This is a genomic window from Inhella gelatinilytica (assembly GCF_016093295.1).
Taxonomy (GTDB): Bacteria; Pseudomonadota; Gammaproteobacteria; order Burkholderiales; family Burkholderiaceae_C; genus Inhella; species Inhella gelatinilytica.
In genome coordinates this window covers 30526-48248 of sequence record NZ_JAEDAL010000003.1, presented here as the reverse complement: position 1 = coordinate 48248, position 17723 = coordinate 30526, and the positions used below count along the sequence as shown (strand labels likewise).

At 65.0% G+C, this 17723-nt stretch carries 15 protein-coding genes; 8 read left to right on the top strand and 7 right to left on the bottom strand.

Features of this window, described 5'->3' with window-relative positions; all coding sequences use genetic code 11:
• The first annotated feature begins 26 nt into the window (after nt 1-26).
• Nucleotides 27-2105, top strand: a complete 2079-nt coding sequence (locus I7X43_RS08105; protein ID WP_198100437.1) for a TonB-dependent receptor plug domain-containing protein — start codon at nt 27-29, stop codon at nt 2103-2105.
• 14 nt (nt 2106-2119) lie between these two features.
• On the top strand, nt 2120-4204 hold the full coding sequence (locus I7X43_RS08100; protein WP_198100436.1) for a TonB-dependent receptor plug domain-containing protein: 2085 nt from the start codon (nt 2120-2122) through the stop codon (nt 4202-4204).
• On the opposite strand, the gene I7X43_RS08095 is transcribed toward I7X43_RS08100, so the two are convergent.
• Nucleotides 4190-6784, bottom strand: a complete 2595-nt coding sequence (locus I7X43_RS08095; RefSeq protein WP_198100435.1) for a DNA internalization-related competence protein ComEC/Rec2 — start codon at nt 6782-6784, stop codon at nt 4190-4192. The genes I7X43_RS08100 and I7X43_RS08095 overlap by 15 nt on opposite strands.
• Here I7X43_RS08095 and I7X43_RS08090 point away from each other — a divergent pair.
• The 3 genes from I7X43_RS08090 to I7X43_RS08080 are packed head-to-tail and all read left to right on the top strand — an operon-like array spanning nt 6768 to nt 8231.
• Nucleotides 6768-7241: a RidA family protein gene (locus I7X43_RS08090; protein ID WP_198100434.1), complete on the top strand. Its 474-nt coding sequence runs from the start codon at nt 6768-6770 to the stop codon at nt 7239-7241. The genes I7X43_RS08095 and I7X43_RS08090 overlap by 17 nt on opposite strands.
• Nucleotides 7238-7762: a disulfide bond formation protein B gene (locus I7X43_RS08085; protein ID WP_198100433.1), complete on the top strand. Its 525-nt coding sequence runs from the start codon at nt 7238-7240 to the stop codon at nt 7760-7762. Before I7X43_RS08090 ends, I7X43_RS08085 begins: the two co-directional genes overlap by 4 nt.
• Nucleotides 7763-7769: 7 nt before the next feature.
• A complete protein-coding gene (locus I7X43_RS08080; RefSeq protein ID WP_198100432.1) occupies nt 7770-8231 on the top strand; it encodes a copper chaperone PCu(A)C in 462 nt (153 codons plus the stop codon).
• Nucleotides 8232-8273: 42 nt separating this feature from the next.
• Here the strand turns inward: I7X43_RS08080 and I7X43_RS08075 are convergent, their stop codons facing one another.
• The 6 genes from I7X43_RS08075 to I7X43_RS08050 are packed head-to-tail and all read right to left on the bottom strand — an operon-like array spanning nt 8274 to nt 14097.
• Nucleotides 8274-9038 carry an ABC transporter ATP-binding protein gene (locus tag I7X43_RS08075; RefSeq protein WP_198100431.1) on the bottom strand — a complete coding sequence of 255 codons (765 nt, stop codon included), beginning with the start codon at nt 9036-9038 and terminating at the stop codon, nt 8274-8276.
• A gap of 23 nt (nt 9039-9061) precedes the next feature.
• Nucleotides 9062-10177, bottom strand: coding sequence for a succinylglutamate desuccinylase/aspartoacylase family protein (locus I7X43_RS08070; RefSeq protein ID WP_198100430.1), 1116 nt, complete (start codon nt 10175-10177; stop codon nt 9062-9064).
• A 16-nt stretch (nt 10178-10193) separates the two neighbouring features.
• Nucleotides 10194-11549 (bottom strand): cyanophycinase, encoded by a 1356-nt coding sequence (locus tag I7X43_RS08065; protein ID WP_198100429.1) that lies wholly within the window; start codon nt 11547-11549, stop codon nt 10194-10196.
• Nucleotides 11549-12676, bottom strand: a complete 1128-nt coding sequence (locus tag I7X43_RS08060; protein ID WP_198100428.1) for a PLP-dependent cysteine synthase family protein — start codon at nt 12674-12676, stop codon at nt 11549-11551. Before I7X43_RS08060 ends, I7X43_RS08065 begins: the two co-directional genes overlap by 1 nt.
• Nucleotides 12673-13314, bottom strand: a complete 642-nt coding sequence (locus tag I7X43_RS08055) for a YceH family protein (protein ID WP_198100427.1) — start codon at nt 13312-13314, stop codon at nt 12673-12675. The genes I7X43_RS08060 and I7X43_RS08055 overlap by 4 nt, the downstream gene beginning before the upstream one ends.
• Entirely contained in the window at nt 13315-14097 is a 783-nt protein-coding gene (locus tag I7X43_RS08050; protein WP_198100426.1) for an SDR family oxidoreductase, read from the bottom strand.
• Nucleotides 14098-14267: 170 nt separating this feature from the next.
• On the opposite strand from I7X43_RS08050, the gene I7X43_RS08045 reads away from it, so the two are divergent.
• The 3 genes from I7X43_RS08045 to I7X43_RS08035 all read left to right on the top strand — a co-directional run bounded on the left by I7X43_RS08045 (nt 14268) and on the right by I7X43_RS08035 (nt 17715).
• Entirely contained in the window at nt 14268-15941 is a 1674-nt protein-coding gene (locus tag I7X43_RS08045) for an electron transfer flavoprotein-ubiquinone oxidoreductase (protein ID WP_198100425.1), read from the top strand.
• Between the two features lie 154 nt (nt 15942-16095).
• Complete coding sequence (locus tag I7X43_RS08040; RefSeq protein WP_198100424.1) at nt 16096-17127, top strand: M35 family metalloendopeptidase; 1032 nt, start codon at nt 16096-16098, stop codon at nt 17125-17127.
• A 93-nt stretch (nt 17128-17220) separates the two neighbouring features.
• Nucleotides 17221-17715, top strand: a complete 495-nt coding sequence (locus tag I7X43_RS08035) for a hypothetical protein (RefSeq protein WP_198100423.1) — start codon at nt 17221-17223, stop codon at nt 17713-17715.
• Nucleotides 17716-17723: the final 8 nt, after the last annotated feature.

The window sequence follows — 17723 nt, the reverse complement described above, 5'->3', positions numbered from 1 at the left end:
TCAGCCGAGACCGCCAGGAGATCGCCATGAAGCTTCGGCCCCTTCCCTTCTTGCTCGCCCTCGGTGCGACGCTGGGCTCCGCCCACGCTGCCGAGGACGAAGACCTCGCCCTGGCCTACGGCGACCAGGCCACGGTGAGCATTGCAACGGGCAGCAAACAACCCCTGCGACGGGCCCCAGCGGTGGCCACAGTGTTCACGGCCGACGACATCCAGGCCATGGGCGCCACCGACTTGGAGGACGTGCTGGCGCGCGTGCCCGGGCTTCATGTCTCCCGAACCAGCTTGCTGTACTCACCGCTGTGGGTGATGCGCGGCATCTACTCGCAATTCAATCAGCAGATCCTGGTGCTGCACAACGGCCACCCCATGACCGTCTCGGTGCGGGGCGATCGCGGCACCAAAGGCTGGCGCGGGTGGCCGGTCGAGACCATCGCACGTATCGAAGTGCTGCGCGGGCCGGGCTCCGCCCTTTACGGGGCAGATGCTTATGCAGGAGTGATCAACATCGTGACTCGCAATGGCCGCGACCTGCCCAAGGCCGAGGCCGGCGCCCACGTCGGCTCGTTCAAAAGCCGTGATGCCTGGTGGCAGCAAGGCGGGGTGATCGGCGACTTCGATTACGCCTGGCACGTCCACCGGGGCTTCAGCGATGGCTTTGCAGCAACCGTTGAGAAGGATGCCCAAACCGCCAACGACGCCGCCTTTGGGACCCAAGTCAGCCATGCCCCGTCGGCCCTGAGCGTGGGGCGTGACACGCTGGACCTGGGGATGGACCTGGGTTTGCGCAACTGGCGGCTGCGGGCCACCTATCAGGTGCGCGACATGCAATCGGGCATCGGTGTTGCCCAGTCCCTGGACGCCGAATCCCTGGAGCGCACACGCCGGCTGTTGGCCGACCTGAGCTGGACCGAGGAGCACCTGGGGGACAGCCTGGGGGCTGGAGCCAGCCTCTCCTACCACGGCTACCAACAGCTCATTCCAGCGCCCTTTGTCATCTTCCCGCCCGGAGCGAAGTTCCCCACCGGCAGCTTCCCCAACGCCATGCTGGGAGCGCCGGAGACCTGGGAGCACCAGTGGCGCTTGAGCGCCTACCTGAACTGGACCGGCTGGCGCGGCCACCAGTGGCGTCTGGGCGCCGGCATCGACGACATCGACCTGTACCGCACTGCCGAGGGCAAGAACTTCAGCTACGCCCCCAATGGGCTGCCCATTCCCCTCCCCAGCTTCAGCGACCACAGCGACACCGATCCCTTCATCCGCCCCCAGCGGCGCCAAGTGCGCTACCTCTATCTTCAGGACAGTTGGCAGATGGCCCCCGACTGGAGCCTGACCGCGGGCCTGCGCCACGACCGCTTTTCCGACGTGGGCCACACCACCAATCCCCGCTTTGCCCTGGTGTGGGAGGCCGCCCACAACCTGACGGCCAAGCTGCTGCACGGCCAGGCCTACCGTGCCCCTGGGTTTGCCGAGCTGTACTCCATCACCAACCCCGTGGCACGGGGCAACCCGAACGTCAAGCCCGAAACCATCCGCACCACGGAGCTGGCCCTGCTCTGGCAGCCACAGCGCCAGATGCAGCTGAACCTGAACCTGTTCCGCTACCGGATGGAAGACATCATCCGGACCACGGCCAACCCCACTCCCGGCACCGGCACCACTTTCAACAACACTGGCGACCAAACCGGGCGCGGCCTGGAATTGGAGTGGCGCTGGCAGGTGCAGCCCGGGCTGAGCTTGGGTGCGCAATGGGCCCACCAGCGCGCCCGCGACGAAAGCACTGGCGCCGCCCCAGGCTATGCCCCCGCCCGGGTGATGAGTGTGGACGTGGACTGGCGCCCGCACAGTGCCTGGGCCCTGGCCCTGCGGCTGCTTCACGTGGCCGACCGGGCCCGCGCCCTAGGGGACGCCCGGCCGCCGGTGGCGGACTACACGCGTGCCGACCTCAGCCTGCGTTGGGTCCAGCCCCGCTACACGCTCAGCCTGCACTGCCGCAATTGCGGCAACGCCGATATCCGCGAGCCCAGCTTGGCGCCCGGACGCATCGTGAACGACCTGCCCCAGGCACCGCGCAGCCTGAGCCTTGAAACCACATTGCGTTGGTAAGAAGGAGTCCCGTCATGATTCGACCCTCTTGGCTGCTCACCCCGCTGTTAACCCTGCCCTTGGCAGGTCTTGCAGCTGACGAAGAAGACCTCGCCCTGGCCTATGGCGATGCCGCCACCGTGACCATCGCCACGGGCAGCAAGCAGAGCCTGCGCCGGGCACCGGCAGTGGCGTCGGTGTTCACGGCCGAGGACATTCGCGCAATGGGAGCGAATGACTTGGGCCAGGTATTGGAGCAAGTACCTGGCCTGCATGTGGGCAAGACCTACTACCTCTACGACCCACGGTATTACCTGCGCGGTATTGGGGGGGAGTTCTCACCCCAGCTGCTTTTCCTGGTGGATGGAATTCGACGTCAGGCTCCTACCTTGGGCGGGCCAGAAGAAGCATGGGTGAATATGCCCGTGGAGCAGATTGCCCGTGTCGAAGTGATTCGCGGACCTGGATCCGCCCTATATGGAGCGGACGCTTTTGCTGGGGTGATTGCCGTCACCACTTGGCGTGGGGCAGAACGGCCCGGTCTACGCACCAAAGTCATGGTTGGGTCGCGCGATACACACGCCATCACGCTGTCACACGGTGGTCATGAGGGCGCGCTTCAGTGGTACGGTCATTTGCGAGTCGGGCAAACCGATGGGCCGAATGAACGCATTGAAGCGGATGTGCAAACCACCTTGGACGGTCTGTTCGGGACGCGCGCCTCGCTTGCGCCAGGATCGCTACACCGACCTCACGATGACTTGGATACCCAACTGACGGTGGGCCTTGGATCGTGGGAGCTGCTTGGTAGCTACAAGGCCCGGCGGCGCATTGGAACCGGCGCCGGTTTGGCCTCGGCGCTCTCGGGGCGTGACCGGGTTGACGTTCGTTTGGGCGTCCTTGGGCTCTCGTACCAAAAAACCGAGTGGGCCCCCGGTTGGGATGTTCAAGCGCAAATCGACTTGAATCGTATGAGCGGAGACACCGCGTTTTGGCTATTCCCTGCTGGAGCGTTTGGCGGCGCTTTCCCGGACGGCATGTTCGGTTCGCCTGGGCGTAGCACACGGGTGACGCACGCCGAAGCGGCTGCGACCTTTCGAGGGCTCGAAGGACACCGGGTTCGCTTCGGGGCCGGCGCACAACGCGTGAATGTTTATGAAACCCATGAAATCAAGAACTTCAGGTTCATGGTGATTCCGGGGATCGGCCCGGCCGCCATTCCTTTGGGTCAGATGGTGGATACCTCGACCTCGGATCCCTACATGCGTCCGCAAAAACGCCGACTGTCCTACCTGCTGCTTCAGGACGAGTGGCGGGTGCAGCCCGATTGGACGCTGACCCTGGGCGTCCGTCATGACCGCTACTCCGACTTTGGCGCGACCACCAACCCGCGAGCGGCTGTCGTCTGGGACGCGCGCCACGACCTCACGCTCAAGCTTCTGGTTGGCAAGGCCTTCAGAGCTCCTACGTTTGCGGAGCTGTATACGGAGAACAACCCCGTTCAACAGGGCAACCCATCACTGCAACCCGAGCGCATTCAAACTTGGGAAGTTGCGGCAGATTGGCAAGCCAGCCCCGCTTTCAGCCTCGGCATCAACTTATTCCGCTACAAAGTTCGAGACCAAATTCGCTTGGTCCCCAATGCAGACCCCACCACTGGCAGCACCGTGCAAAACCTGGGAGACCAAGAAGGCCGAGGCATGGAAACCGAGGTCCGGTGGCAGGCCTCCGCCAGAATCAAGCTAACCGGCAGTTTCTCGGTTCAATCTTCCACCGACAAACTATTGAATACCAAACCAGGCATGACACCTGGCCGCATGTTGAAACTGGGGATGGATAGCCGATTGAGCGCCGACTGGCACCTTGCCGCACAAGCTTGGCATGTGGCGGGGCGTGTGCGGGATCCCGGAGACCTGCGCTCGCCCGTTCCCAATTACGCGTTACTCGACCTCACCGTGCACTGGCGCCGTGCGAGCCCGACAGCTTGGCAGGTGACTGGCACGCTTCGCAATCTGTTCAACACAGATGCGAGAGAGCCCAGCCCTGCACCGGGCTCCATTCCGGGGGACTTCCCGCTGCAGAAACGGCAGGTTGAACTCCAAGTGTCAAAAACTTGGTGAGGGCTGAGCATCGCCGTCCTCCCCTGTCACAGGAGTCAGCGCCGAGGGTGCTGCTGCCATCCAATACCGCCGCCGCTGCACCCGCCAGCAGCCCGACGCGCCCGGGGCTTCATCGCTTGACCAGCGCCAAGCCCCGCACGCCGCGCTGGTGAGCAGCGGCACACCCTGCGCCGCGTAGGTCTGCCGCACCCGCTCGGCCGGGTGACCGTGGCGGTTCATGAATCCGACTTGAGCGAACGCCCAGCGGGGCTGGACCGCCGCTACAAACGCTGGCGTCGACGAGCTTTTGCTGCCGTGGTGCGGCACCACCAGCACATCAGATTGCAAAGGGGCGCCCTGCGCCACCAGCGCCGCTTCTTGTGCCGCTTCGATGTCGCCCGTCAACAGAGCGGCGACGCCGCCTTCGGCCTGAACCCGCAGCACGCAAGAGCGGGCGTTATCGCGCGGTGGGGCCTGCTTCGGAGCGGCGCCTCGGGCCTCCGCGGGCTCGGGATGCAGGAACTCAAACGCCACGCCGTCCCACACCCAGCGCTGCCCTGCCTGGCAGGGCAGGACGGGAGACCCCGACTGATTCACCGGATGATGCGGCGGCAATTGACACCAACGCTGGGCCATGGGCCAGGCGGACAGCACGCTTTGCGCACCGCCCGTGTGGTCAGCGTCGTCATGGCTGAGCACCAGGGCGTCCAAATGGCCAACCCCGTGGGCCCGCAGCGTCGGCACCACCACGCGGGCGCCGGCATCGCTGCCGCCGCCCCAGCGGGGGCCGGCGTCGAACAGCAGGTGGTGGCCCGCCGTGCGCACCCACACGGCGCTGCCCTGCCCCACGTCGATCACCGTCATTTCAAACTGACCCTGGGGGGGTGCCGGTGGCCGCCACAGCACCACAGGCAGCACGGCCACCGCGCCAGCCACGCGCAGGGGCCAGGGCGAACGCCAGGCCGCTGCGGCCACTCCCCCCAGGGCGAGCACTTGCACCGCCCCGGGCGCTTGCGCCGACCACCACACGGCACCGGGCAGGTGCGCGGCGGCTTCAAGCAGCCCAAAGAGCAGGTTTGTCGCTGCCGCGCCCGCGTGCCACAGGGGCGCCAGCAGCGTGCCCATCAGGGCCAGAGGGGTCAGCACCCAGGTCACCCAGGGAATGGCCACCGCCTTGGTCAGCAAACCGACCACCGACACCTGACCAAAGAAGATCAGGCTCAGCGGCGCGAGCCCCAGGGTGATGACGCCCTGCACGCGCGCCGCATGGCCCAAGGCGCCAAGCCACCGCTGAGCCCGCGTGGGCGGCTCCTGCAACAAAGGCTCGTCGTCATCGAGGGGATGTCCGGCGACCGCGGAGGCGGCCGGTCGACGCTCCCCACCGTGCATCAACAGCGCCACGGCCACGAAGCTCAGCCAAAACCCCGGCGTCACCAGGGCCCAGGGGTCGAACGCGCCGATGACCGCACCCGCCAGCGTCAATGCCAGGGACCAGGGCCACAGCCGCGCACTGCTGTGCAGCAGGGCCAATACCAGCATCAACCCCACGGTGCGCTGGGCGGGCACCCCCCATCCCGCCAACACGGCATAGGCCGCAGCGGCGGCCAGCCCCAACCAGCGCGCAGCCAGCGGGCGCGGCCAGCGACCACTGAGGGCGGCACTGCGCCGCCACAATGCCGCCACCAGGGCGCCCGCCAGCCAGGCAAAGCCTGTGATGTGCAGCCCACTGATGGCGAACAAATGCACCACGCCTGTGTCGCGCAGCAGCGCCCAATCCTTCGCGCTGAGCCCCGCTTGATCCCCTATGGCCAAGCCGGCCATGACGGCGCGAGCGCGCGGGTCGGCCAGCGTGTGGCTTAGGGCCTCGCGCAGCCCCTCGCGCAGCGCTTGCAGATTCCAAGGCGAGGCCTCGGCCAGACGCACACCCGCCTGAATGCTGCCCTGGGCCCGGATGCCGCGCTCCAGCAGCCACAACTCCCCGTCCGGCAAGCCAGGGTTTTGCAGGGCGTGCACAGGTTTGAGCCGCACGGTCAACTGCCAACGCTCCCCCGCTTTGGGCGCCTGTACCCGAGCCTTGCCCGGGAACCAAGTGACTGATAGCTGGCTGGGCACACCCGCCGGGGCCCGCTCCACCGCAAACCCCAGACGCCAGCCGGCGTCCCCCCCGTGCCCAACCAAGGCCTGGGGCAACCCGGTCACCTCCCCCTCAATCGCTAGCGGCACGCCGATGTGTTGCGGGGCCAGGGCGTCGGCCAAACGCCACTCCGCCCGCCCGTGGGCCCAACCGACCCCCACGGCGAATGCCAGCAGCGGGATCACCCCCGTGCGCAGGCGGCGCACGCCCAAGGCGAGCAGCAGCATCAGAGCCGCCGCGCCCGCGCCGGCTTGTTCGGGGGGCGTTGCCAAGCGCGGCAGGAACTGAACGGCCGCCAGGCCGAGCATCCAGGCGCAGCCGGCCACGAGCCACAGCCCCCACGGCGCAGCCTCCGAGAACCGCGAACCCGGCACCCGCTCGCCGCCATCCCCCGGCAGGGCGGGCCCAGTACGATGCGGTGTTTTTGTCTTGTTGTCGACCGAGGTCCCCATGTCGAGTTCTGTCATCGCCGAACGCTTGCAATCCCTGGGCATTACCTTACCGGCCGTCGCCACCCCGGCAGCCGCGTATGTGCCCTATGTCCAAACCGGTTCCTTGGTTTTCTTGTCGGGCCATATCGCCAAGCGCGATGGCAAGGTCTGGACCGGCCAACTGGGTAAGGACATCGACACGGCGACCGGCCAGCAAGCCGCCCGCGCCGTGGCCATTGACCTGCTGGGCACGCTGCAAGCCGCCGCTGGGGGCGACCTGGGCCGCGTCAAGCGCGTGGTCAAGCTGATGAGCCTGGTGAACTCCACGGCCGACTTCACCGAGCAGCATCTGGTCACCAACGGCGCCTCGGAGTTGATCGCCCAAGTGATGGGTGCCGAAGTCGGTGCCCACGCCCGCAGTGCCTTTGGGGTGGCGCAGATCCCCCTGGGCGCTTGCGTCGAGATTGAAATGATTGCCGAGTTGGCACCGTGATTGAGCGCCTGTTGCAACACCGGCCGCGCGTGCTCTTTGCGCTGGCCGCCCTTTGTCTCGCCGCCGTCATCGGCGCGCTCTTGGCCCAACATGTCGGTGGGGTGCGACCCTGCCCGTGGTGTGTGCTGCAGCGCGGCGTGTTTTTGCTGATCGCGGCGGTGGCCGCCCTGGGGGGATTGGCCGCCGTCGCGGCACAGTCCGCCCAGGCCACGGTCGTCCGCGTGGCGGCGGTGCCCTTAATCGTGCTCGCTCTCGCCGGCCTAGTGGCTGCCACCTACCAGCACGAGGTTGCCGCTGAATCAGCCAGTTGCGCCATGACCGCGGCCGACAAGATCCTCACCGCTCTGGACCTGGAAATGCGGTGGCCGGAAGTCTTCATGGTCACCGCCGATTGCCGCGAAGCCGCGGCCTATCGCTTTTTGGGGCTGGGGTATGAAATTTGGAGCGGTCTGCTGTTTGCCCTGATTGGCGCGGTCGGGCTGTCTTTGGCGCTGCGGCGCCCAGCACCAGAAACGAAGTGAGACGCCCATGACCACACGTTCTCTTCTCACAGCTTGCCTGCTGGCGATGACGGCCGCCCTTCCGGTGGCGGCCCAAGTTCAAGCCTCCGATGCCTGGGCCCGCGCCACCGTGGCGCAGCAAAAGGCCACCGGCGCCTTCGTCACCCTGCAGTCCAAGACTGTCGCCGCGCTCGTCAGCGCCAGCAGCCCCGTAGCAGAGCAAGTGGAATTGCACGAAATGCGCATGGAAGGCAGCACCATGCGCATGCGCCAGGTCGAGCAAATTGCCTTGCCCGCCGGTCAAAGCGTGACGCTACGTCCAGGCGGTTTGCACCTCATGCTCTTCGGGCTCAAGCAAACGCTGACCGAAGGCAGTGACCTGCCCTTGGTGTTGCAGGTTCGCCATGTGGACGGCAAAGTGGAGTCTCTGGCTGTCACAGCAAAGGTGCGCGCCTTGGGGGCTTCGGCTCCGATGGGTCACGCGCACTGAGGCAACGCCACCCTGAGCGAGCCCCGCCATGCGGGGCTCGCTTTATTTCAGACCGCCCGACAAAAAGGCCTTGAGGCGTTCGCTCTTGGGGTTGATGAGGATGTCCTTCGGGTGCCCCTCCTCAATCACCTTGCCTTGGTGCAAAAACAGGGTGTGGTTGGACACCTCGCGGGCAAAGCCCATCTCGTGGGTGACGACGATCATGGTGCGGCCTTCGGCGGCCAAGTCCTTCATGACCTTGAGCACTTCGCCCACCAGTTCGGGATCCAAGGCCGAGGTGGGTTCGTCAAACAGCATCAACTCCGGCTCCATGGCCAGCGCCCGGGCAATGGCCACACGCTGTTGCTCACCGCCGGAAAGTTGCGCGGGGTAAACGTCCTTGCGATGCGCCACGCCCACCCGCGCCAGCAAGGCTTCCGCCTTGGCCACGGCCTCGTCACGACTCACGCCCAGCACATGGATCGGCGCTTCAATGACGTTTTCAACCACGGTTCGATGCGCCCAGAGGTTGAAGTTCTGAAACACCATCGCCAGGCGGGCTCGCCACCGCTGAAGTTGTTTGGGGTCCCGTGCTTTCAAACTGCCGTCACGGTCCGGAACCAACTGAAGCTCCTCATCGCCGAGTCGCAATCGACCCTGATGCGGCTGTTCCAGCAGGTTCAGGCAGCGTAAAAAAGTGCTCTTGCCCGACCCCGAGGAGCCGATCAGCGTCACCACGTCCCCGGGCTTGGCCGCCAACGAAACGCCTTTCAGCACCTCGCGGTCGCCGTATTTTTTGTGCAGGTCTTCAACGATCAGGCTTTGCATCCCACGCTCTCATCCGCGCCGGCCTAGGCCGACAACAACTTGCCCACGCGCTGAGCCTCGGCCCCCGCGACTTGAAAGACTGTCTGCCCCGCCTGCACCCAGCGCTGTTGTTCGCGACGGTAGTACAGCCCATCCACCGGGCTGAGCAGTCGGGTGGATTCTCCGCTCACTGGGTCAATCAACTCAGCCAGGCATTCCCCAGCCGATACCGCGCCACCCAGATCGCTCAAGAACACGACCACACCCGCATGCGGTGCCGCCACCGGCAGGGATCCGGCCAGGGGGCGCAGGGCGCAGCCGTGGTCCGGGGGCGGGGTCATGCCCACAATCAGCCCCTGAAGACCCAGGAATTGCAGCAGGCCCTCGGCATCTTGGGCCGCCCATTCATGGGTGACATCGCACACGCCCCGATGCTCAACGGTGGCCGCGAAACAGCCCAGTTGCAGGGGGTGATCCGGGGCCAATGCCCGCTGCAACCGGGGCCATGCCGTGGAGCAAGCCTCATCGAACGGGGAGTCCCCACTCTCATTGGCCAGCAGTGCCACTTCAGCCCGCAGGCACTGCCCCAACTGCGCCGCCATCCCGGACTGCTCCGGCGTGCTGTAGAGATGCATGACCCCTTCGTTGTCGCAATGCAGATCCAGGACCACTTCCGCACTCAGTGCCAGACCCAGCAACGTGTGGCGCAAACTCGCCAACTCGTTGCGGGGCTGGACCTGCGCCAGCGCCTCCTGCATGCACCGCCGCAGCAGCGCCGTGTTGGCAGCCGCATCGGCGCCCAACTCGCCGCTGGCTCGCGCCCGCGCCAGCGCCGGCTCGACCAGATCCGGATAGTGCCGGTTGAAGTTGTGACCGCTGTCCCATTCGAAACGACCCTGGTGTTTGCCCAGGATTTGCTGCGATAGCCCCAGCGGGTTGGCCGCCGTCACCAGCACCACCTCGGCCTGAAGTTGCCCTTGCTGCTCGAGCACCGTGAGGCGCTGCCGCAGGTGGTGGGCGACCAGCATGGCCGGAATTTCATCCGCATGCAGACTGGCCTGGATGTAAACGCGGCGCGACCCGGCACCGAAGTGCAGGCTTTGAACTGAGCGCTGGGTGCCAACGGTGCTGCCCTGCAGCACATGGGTTTGACGTTCCATCTGGATTCCTTCGCGCTCAACCGCGCGGGTTCTCGGGGCCTTGAGCGCGACGGATGCGCTCCGGTGGTGCGTTCTTGCGCTGGGGCGATTTAACCGGCGGCCAAGCTTGGTAGATCGGCGCCGTCATGCGAACCGGTAGGACATCCAAACCGACCCGCAAGACGGTGTAGTCCTCGCCCCCTAGGGCCCCGGTGTAGTAGGCAATGGTGTCCGGCAGGATGTGCAGCCTGAACTCAAAACCCATTTCCTCGGGTGTCGGTTCGGGCTTGGCCCGCCGCCCCGGCGGAGGGGCTGGCAGCGCCCGCAGTTCGGTCCCATTGAAGGCAATGCCCCGCAATTCCCGGGTGGGGCCATCGACCAACTGCACGATGGCGCGCACCAGCACGTTGTCCCCCAAGATATCTGGAAAGAACGGGTCCTGGTCGAAATAGGGCTTGAAATCTGACGCGTTGGGGTCGATGCGCTGGTCGGTGAGTTTGGCCGCCGAGGGTGTGGTCACCCCGGTACTCAGATCGTGGCGGTCGCCCCGGTCCAGAAAGCTAACCCGCGCGCCCCGGAGATTGAAGGGTTCCAGTCGCTTGTCTCGTTCGGCACGGCTCAAGTCCACCAGCAACGCTCCCCGAGCCCCCACCACTTCGATCTGATTCCCAGCAATCAAGGCCGCGCTGTCTTCCTCAATCCCCAACCCCCAGCGGTAGCCTTTGGCATGCATCAAGGGCAACAAACGACCGATACGGCCCCGCCGCAAGAAGTGTTGATCGACAAACAGGTCAGCGCCCACAAAACCCAAGCCGCGGTCGACCTCCTGTCCGTCACGCAACTGCCCGCGAAGAACAGCCAGGGTGTCGGGCGCGTTGCGGAACATCCAGGCACTCATGATGGCCGCGCCGGCACTGGTGCCTGCAATCACCCCTCCCCGCTGCTGAACCCGGCGAATCGCCTGCAGCATGGGGCTGGCCTGTCCCTCGGGTTGCAGGGCGTCGACGATCAAGCCTTGGGAGCCCCCAGAAAAGAACACGGCGTCCATGGCAGCCACGCGCTCCACCCATTTGGGGTCATCGCGTGTGGCCTTCCAATCCACGCCCTTCAATCGCGGGGCCACCGGCACGATTTCGGCCACCGCCCCGTACTGTTCAAGCGTCGCCTTCAACCGCTGCGCCGTGCGGTCCGGGTTGCCAGCGGCCGTCGCAAACACGGCAAAACGAGCCCCCTTGCCGCCGGCTTCCTGAACCAATCGGGTCCACACCGCTTGGTTGTCGAAACGGACCGATCCGCCCAGTGCCATCACCACGCCCTGGCGTGCTGAATCGGCCGCTTGCGCCCAGCTCATGCAAAAACCCAAGACCAGGGCCCAGCCCACACGCATCACCATCAGGCGCCCTCCTGTTGTGCCAAGGCGCCGCCCAAACGCCACGCGCTTTTCAAATCAGCAGGAAGCGCTGCCCCCCGATCCATCCACACCGACACGCTTTCTGTGAACGCGGCGCCGCTGATGCCCTGCGCCTCGCACCAGTGCGCATCGTGGTAGCTGTGCCGATAGCGCTCACCGCTGTCGCACAGCAACGTCACGATGGAACCCTGCTCTCCCCGCGAAACCATCTCCGCCGCACACGCCAGCGCGGCGATCCAATTGGTTCCGGTCGAGGGGCCGACGGGGCGCCCCAAACGCTGTGACAGCGCGGTCATGGCGGCGACGCTCCAGGCATCGGGGACCTTGACCATGGCGTCGATCACGTCGGGCAAGAACGAAGATTCGACGCGGGGGCGGCCGATCCCTTCAATGCGCGAGCCACAGTCCAGCGTCAGATTCGGGTCTCGGGTCTGGTAATGATCAAAAAATACGGAACGCTCCGCATCCCCCCCGCACACGCGCGTCGCATGGCGGCCGTAGCGAACGAACCGCCCGAGCGTGGCCAGGGTGCCGCCGGTTCCTGCACTGCACACCAACCAGGCCGGGGTGGGGTGACGCTCCCGGGCCATCTGGGCAAAGATGGACTCGGCAATGTTGTTGTTGCCCCGCCAGTCGGTCGCCCGCTCGGCATAGGTGAATTGGTCCATGTAGTGGCCGCCGCTGTTACGCGCCAACCGTTCGGCTTCGGCATACACCTGTGTGGGGTCCTCGACCAGATGGCAGTGCCCCCCGTAAAACGCAATCGCCTCCCGTTTGGTCGCGCTCACTGTCGCGGGCATCACCGCAACAAACGGTAACCCCAGCAAACGAGCGAAATAGGCTTCACTGACCGCCGTAGAACCACTGGAGCTTTCCACCACCGGTGCGCCTTCGCGCAACCATCCATTGCACAGCGCATAGAGAAAAAGGGAGCGAGCCAGTCGATGCTTCAGGCTCCCGCTCGGGTGGTTGGACTCGTCCTTCAGATAGAAATCAATGTCCGGAAACCCCGGCACCGCCACCGGAATCAGGTGCGTGTCGGCGCTGCGTTGAAAGTCGGCCTCGATCTTGCGGACGCATTCGGCCACCCAGCGGCGCCGCTGACTCATTCAACCGCCCCAGCGTCCATCCCCAACTCCCGCATCACGCGGGCCAATTGGGTCTTCAAGAGCTCCACTTCAGCCCGCAGCCGGGCGATCTCCTCGTCCTGGCCACTGGCTGCCCCGGTCAGCACGCCGCCTTCTGGCACCTGAACCGGACCGCACAGGAGCGAAGCCCAGCGGCTCTCGCGCGCGCCCGGTGCCCGCGGCAGCTTGCGAGCCAAGGGCGGCTCGCGCTCCGCCAGCTCTTCAAGAAACCCCTCCACCGAGGACACATCCGCAAAACGGTGCAAACGCTCGCTGTTCAATCGCAGTTCCGCCGCCGTTTGCGGGCCCCGCAGCATCAGGATGGTGAGCAAGGCTTCGGCCTGACCGGGCACCCCGTACACGCGCTTGAGGTTGTGCTCAAACCGAGTAACCCGGCTGCCGCTGACCTCGAACACCAGACTCAGGTCCTTGAGCGCATTGAGCGCCGCCAGCACGTCGGATTCGTCCGCGCTCATCACGGGATCACGGGCGGTTTTCTGATTGCAGCCCGAGGTGAGCGCGTTCAGCGACAGCGGGTAGCTGTCCGGCACCGTGTGCTGTTTTTCCACCAAGACGGCGAGGACGCGGGCCTCCAGCGGGGTGAGATCTCGCACCAGCATTCAGACTCCAAATCCGTCGTCGGCCTGCAGCACGGCCCCGTTGATGAATCGACTTTCATTGGCACACAGCATCAACAAGGCGGTGTCCAAATCGGCCGGGACCCCCACCCGCTTGCGCGGCAACATCTCGATCAACTGTTTGCCAGCGTCGGTGCTCCAGTGGTGATGGTTCATCTCGGTATCGATGTAACCCGGACAAATGGCATTCACATTGATGCCGTACTTCCCGAACTCCAAGGCCATGGCCCGCGTCATGTGCACCACGGCCGCCTTGCTCATGGCATAGACACCGATGCGACTGACCACCCTCAAGCCGGCCATGGAGGCGATGTTGACAATGCGCCCGCCCGTAAAACTACCAGGCGCCGAGCCTTGCGCCCGGGCCAGCATGCGTTTGGCCACCTCTTGCGCCACGAAAAAGGCACCGCGCACGTTGGTATTCATCACGAAGTCGAAATCTTGTTCCGTCACTTCGGTCAGCCGCTGCATGGTGGACACGCCCGAGTTGTTGATCAGGATGTCCAGCGTCCCCATTTCCGTTTCAGCATGGGCCACCGCTGCCCGGATGGAACTCACATCCGTGACATCCAGCGTCACGACGTGCGCGTCCCCCCCCTCGCCCTCAATTTCGGCGCGCAGTGTTTTCAGCCGCTCCACGCGACGCCCGGCCAACACCACCGCCGCCCCCGCGCGCGACAAGGTTCGCGCGAACTGGGCACCCAAACCGCTGGAGGCGCCGGTCACCAGGGCCACGCGCCCAGAAAGATCAATGGAAATGCTCATTTGTATTGCACTGCACAATGCAGCCCCATTTATTGGGAAGGAGCGGCCACGTTAGCACGGGGCTTTCCCGTATCGGCTTTAGGGAACCCGCTCCAAGAAAATAGAACGACCGTTCGTTTTATTTTTGAAATTCCTAGAATCGCCCTGCGCTCATTGAACCGGCACCAATCATGACGAACGAAGAAATCCTGGCTCAGTTTGGCCCTCGTGAATCGATGGAGTACGACGTGGTGATCGTCGGTGGCGGGCCTGCGGGCTTGGCAACAGCCATTCGCCTCAAGCAGCTCAACCCGGACTTGAGCGTCGTGCTGCTGGAGAAAGGCTCCGAGGCCGGCGCACACATCCTCTCTGGCGCGGTGATGGACCCCCGCGCCATGACCGAGCTGTTCCCGAACTGGAAGGAACTGGGCGCCCCGCTGAATCAGGCGGTCAGTGGTGACGACATCTTGTTCCTCAGTGAAACCGGCCACACCCGCACGCCGGACTGGCTGGTGCCCCGCACCTTCCACAACCACGGCTGTTACGTGGTCAGCCTCTCGAACGTGGTCAAGTGGATGGCCCAGCAGGCTGAAAACCTGGGCGTCGAGATCTTTGCCGGCTTTGCCGCCGCCGAGGTGGTGGTTGACGAGCAGGGCCGCGTCAAAGGCGTGGCCACGGGAAACATGGGGGTCAAAAAGGACGGCGAACCGGGTGACGACTTCCAGCTCGGCATGGAGCTGCACGGCAAGTACACGATCTTTGCCGAAGGCGCCCGAGGGCATCTGGGCAAGCAACTGCTGACTCGCTTCAAGCTCACCGAAGGGCGGGATGTTCAGAGCTTTGCCATCGGCATCAAAGAACTTTGGGAAATCCCGGCCGACAAGGCCCAACCCGGCAAAGTGGTGCACACGGCAGGCTGGCCCATGGTGGACGACACCTTTGGCGGGGGCTTCCTCTATCACCTGGAGGACAACAAGGTCACGCTGGGCTTCGTGATCGGGCTGGACTACCAGAACCCCCACATGAGCCCCTTCGAAGAAATGCAGCGCTGGAAAACCCATCCGGCCATTCGGGCCCACATCGAAGGCGGCAAGCGCATTGGCTACGGTGCCCGCGCCATCAACAACGGCACCCCCCAAGCCCTACCCAAAACGGTGTTCCCGGGCGGCGCGCTGATTGGCTGTGATGCCGGCTACCTGAACGCCGCGCGCATCAAAGGCAGCCACGCGGCAATCAAGAGCGGCATGTTGGCCGCCGAAGCGGCAGCCGAGGCCCTGGCCGCCGGTCGCGCGCAAGACGAGCTGAGCGCTTACCCGGCCGCCTTTGAGCAAAGCTGGCTGAACGAGGAACTGCAGCAAACCCGCAACTTCAAGCTGTGGTTCAAGAAGGGCAAGACCATGGGCCAGCTCATGACGGGCATTGAGCAATGGCTGCTGCCCAAGATTGGCGTGCAGTCGCCTCCCTGGACCCTGCACAACCACAAAGCCGATCATGAATCGCTGAAAGCCGCCAGCGCCTGTGCGCCCATCGCCTATCCCAAGCCCGATGGAAAGCTCAGCTTTGACCGCCTCTCCTCGGTGTTCATCTCCAACACCAACCACGCCGAAGACCAGCCCGCCCACCTCACGCTGAAGGACGCCAGCGTGCCCGTGGCCACCAATTTGGCGCGCTTTGGCGGGCCGGAACAGCGGTACTGCCCGGCCGGGGTGTACGAGTTCATGAAGAACGAGGATGGCAGCGACCGCTTGCAGATCAACGCGCAGAACTGCGTGCACTGCAAGACCTGTGACATCAAGGACCCGACCCAGAACATCGTGTGGATCACGCCCGAAGGCGGCGGTGGCCCCAATTACGTCGGCATGTAAGGCATACATCACCGCGAATCCATAACCTGGGGTTTTCCTACCCCGCGAATGAGGGCGCACTTCGGGTGCGCCCTCATTCCTTTTGATGAGAAACGAAGCTTCAATTCGTTTTTCGTCAACCCAGCGCCTGAAGCGCACTTCTACTCCTTTCGCCATGAAAAAGACCCTGTTCGTCCTGGCCGGCACCGCCCTGGCCCTGAGCGCCCAAGCGGGCCAGTCGTGTGTGGATGTGCGCCTGAGCGCCGCGTCGCCGGTGGTGCGTGGTGACTCCGATGTCACGGTCAACGTGGCCGTGACCAACACCTGCCGCCACCCGGTGCAAGTGCTGAACTGGCAGCTGCCCAGCGACGACATTGAAGAGTCGCTGTTCAGGATCGAAGTTAACGGCACCCGCCCCCTGTACTTGGGCGCTCACTACAAGCGCGTGATGCCGCGCGCCGTGGACCATCGCAAGCTGGCCGCGGGCGAGAGCCTCAACTTCTCGGTGGAATTGACCGGCCTCTATGACATGAGCCAGAACGGTCTGTACACCATTCGCTACGACGCGCACGGCCACAGCGGCTCGAGCGCCGAGGCGCTGCACAGCCAGCCGATCTATTTGAAGCTGGAAGAGCGCACCGCCCAACTCAGCGCCACCAAGGCTCCTAGTGATCCGGCCCCGAGCGCCGCTTCGACCAGCTTCACCGGCCGTTGCTCGTCGACTCAACAAAGCCAATTGGGCTCTGCTCGCACGGCAGCCACCAACTACGCGGTGCAGTCCACCAGCTATCTGTCGACGTTGAGCAGCGGCACGCCGCGCTACGTGACTTGGTTCGGCACCTACAGCAGCGCCGGCCGCGCCACCGCCCTGGATCACTTCACCAAGACCCGCGACGCGTTCCAAAACGCCGCCATCACCTTTGACTGCAGCTGCAAGAAGTCCGGCACCTACGCCTACGTCTACCCGACGCAACCGTACAAGATTTACCTGTGCGGCGCCTTCTGGAACGCGGGCATGACCGGCACCGACAGCAAGGCCGGCACCTTGATCCACGAAATGCTGCACTTCAACGTCATCGCCGGCACCGACGACTGGGCCTATGGTCAATCGGCGGCCAAGAGCCTGGCGCAGAGCGATCCCGCCAAGGCGCTGGACAACTCGGACAACCACGAATACTTTGCCGAGAACACCCCGGCTCAGAACTAAATCAAGCGTTGCTTGCCTCTCAACGCCGCCCCACGGGGCGGCGTTTTTCATTCCGGCCTTGGCGCTGCGGGCCAAGCGGCGCACACTTGAACCATGCTGACCGAAGCCCTACTTCTCATGAGTGCCGCAGTCCAGGCGCCCAACGTGCCGCCCGCCCCCGCCCCGGCGCCGCTGGCGTGCCACATGACCATCAGGGCCGATGCCAAGGGGCATTGGCTGCGTTTTGAGTTGCGCAACACAAGCGCCACGGCCGTGTGGCTCTTGACATGGGGCAGCCCCTTTGAGGGGGCTTGGCTCAACCCATTCGTGACGGTGCACCAAGGCGACACCGCCTTGCCCTACCAAGGCGGCCGGGCCAAACGGGGCGACCCCGAGAAAGCGGAATACCAGCGCTGGGCGGCCCACCAAACGCGAACCGTGACCGTGCGTCTCGAGGACGCCTACGCCTTAAGCGGCAGCGGGCCGTGGCGAATTCAGGCCCAGTGGCGTTGGCACGATGTGATTCAAGGTTCGACGGAACGCCCACCCCGCCCCCGAGACCGCCACCAGGGGCAAGACCAAACCTGTGGCAGCCTCGTCGTGCCCTAAGGCCAAGG

Bases quoted from the DNA above. Each gene is read 5' to 3' on its own strand.
- I7X43_RS08105 (WP_198100437.1), top strand. From the start codon at position 27: ATGAAGCTTCGGCCCCTTCCCTTCTTGCTCGCCCTCGGTGCGACGCTG.
- I7X43_RS08100 (WP_198100436.1), top strand. From the start codon at position 2,120: ATGATTCGACCCTCTTGGCTGCTCACCCCGCTGTTAACCCTGCCCTTG.
- I7X43_RS08090 (WP_198100434.1), top strand. From the start codon at position 6,768: ATGTCGAGTTCTGTCATCGCCGAACGCTTGCAATCCCTGGGCATTACC.
- I7X43_RS08095 (WP_198100435.1), bottom strand. From the start codon at position 6,784: ATGACAGAACTCGACATGGGGACCTCGGTCGACAACAAGACAAAAACA.
- I7X43_RS08080 (WP_198100432.1), top strand. From the start codon at position 7,770: ATGACCACACGTTCTCTTCTCACAGCTTGCCTGCTGGCGATGACGGCC.
- I7X43_RS08075 (WP_198100431.1), bottom strand. From the start codon at position 9,038: ATGCAAAGCCTGATCGTTGAAGACCTGCACAAAAAATACGGCGACCGC.
- I7X43_RS08070 (WP_198100430.1), bottom strand. From the start codon at position 10,177: ATGGAACGTCAAACCCATGTGCTGCAGGGCAGCACCGTTGGCACCCAG.
- I7X43_RS08065 (WP_198100429.1), bottom strand. From the start codon at position 11,549: ATGGTGATGCGTGTGGGCTGGGCCCTGGTCTTGGGTTTTTGCATGAGC.
- I7X43_RS08060 (WP_198100428.1), bottom strand. From the start codon at position 12,676: ATGAGTCAGCGGCGCCGCTGGGTGGCCGAATGCGTCCGCAAGATCGAG.
- I7X43_RS08055 (WP_198100427.1), bottom strand. From the start codon at position 13,314: ATGCTGGTGCGAGATCTCACCCCGCTGGAGGCCCGCGTCCTCGCCGTC.
- I7X43_RS08050 (WP_198100426.1), bottom strand. From the start codon at position 14,097: ATGAGCATTTCCATTGATCTTTCTGGGCGCGTGGCCCTGGTGACCGGC.
- I7X43_RS08045 (WP_198100425.1), top strand. From the start codon at position 14,268: ATGACGAACGAAGAAATCCTGGCTCAGTTTGGCCCTCGTGAATCGATG.
- I7X43_RS08040 (WP_198100424.1), top strand. From the start codon at position 16,096: ATGAAAAAGACCCTGTTCGTCCTGGCCGGCACCGCCCTGGCCCTGAGC.
- I7X43_RS08035 (WP_198100423.1), top strand. From the start codon at position 17,221: ATGCTGACCGAAGCCCTACTTCTCATGAGTGCCGCAGTCCAGGCGCCC.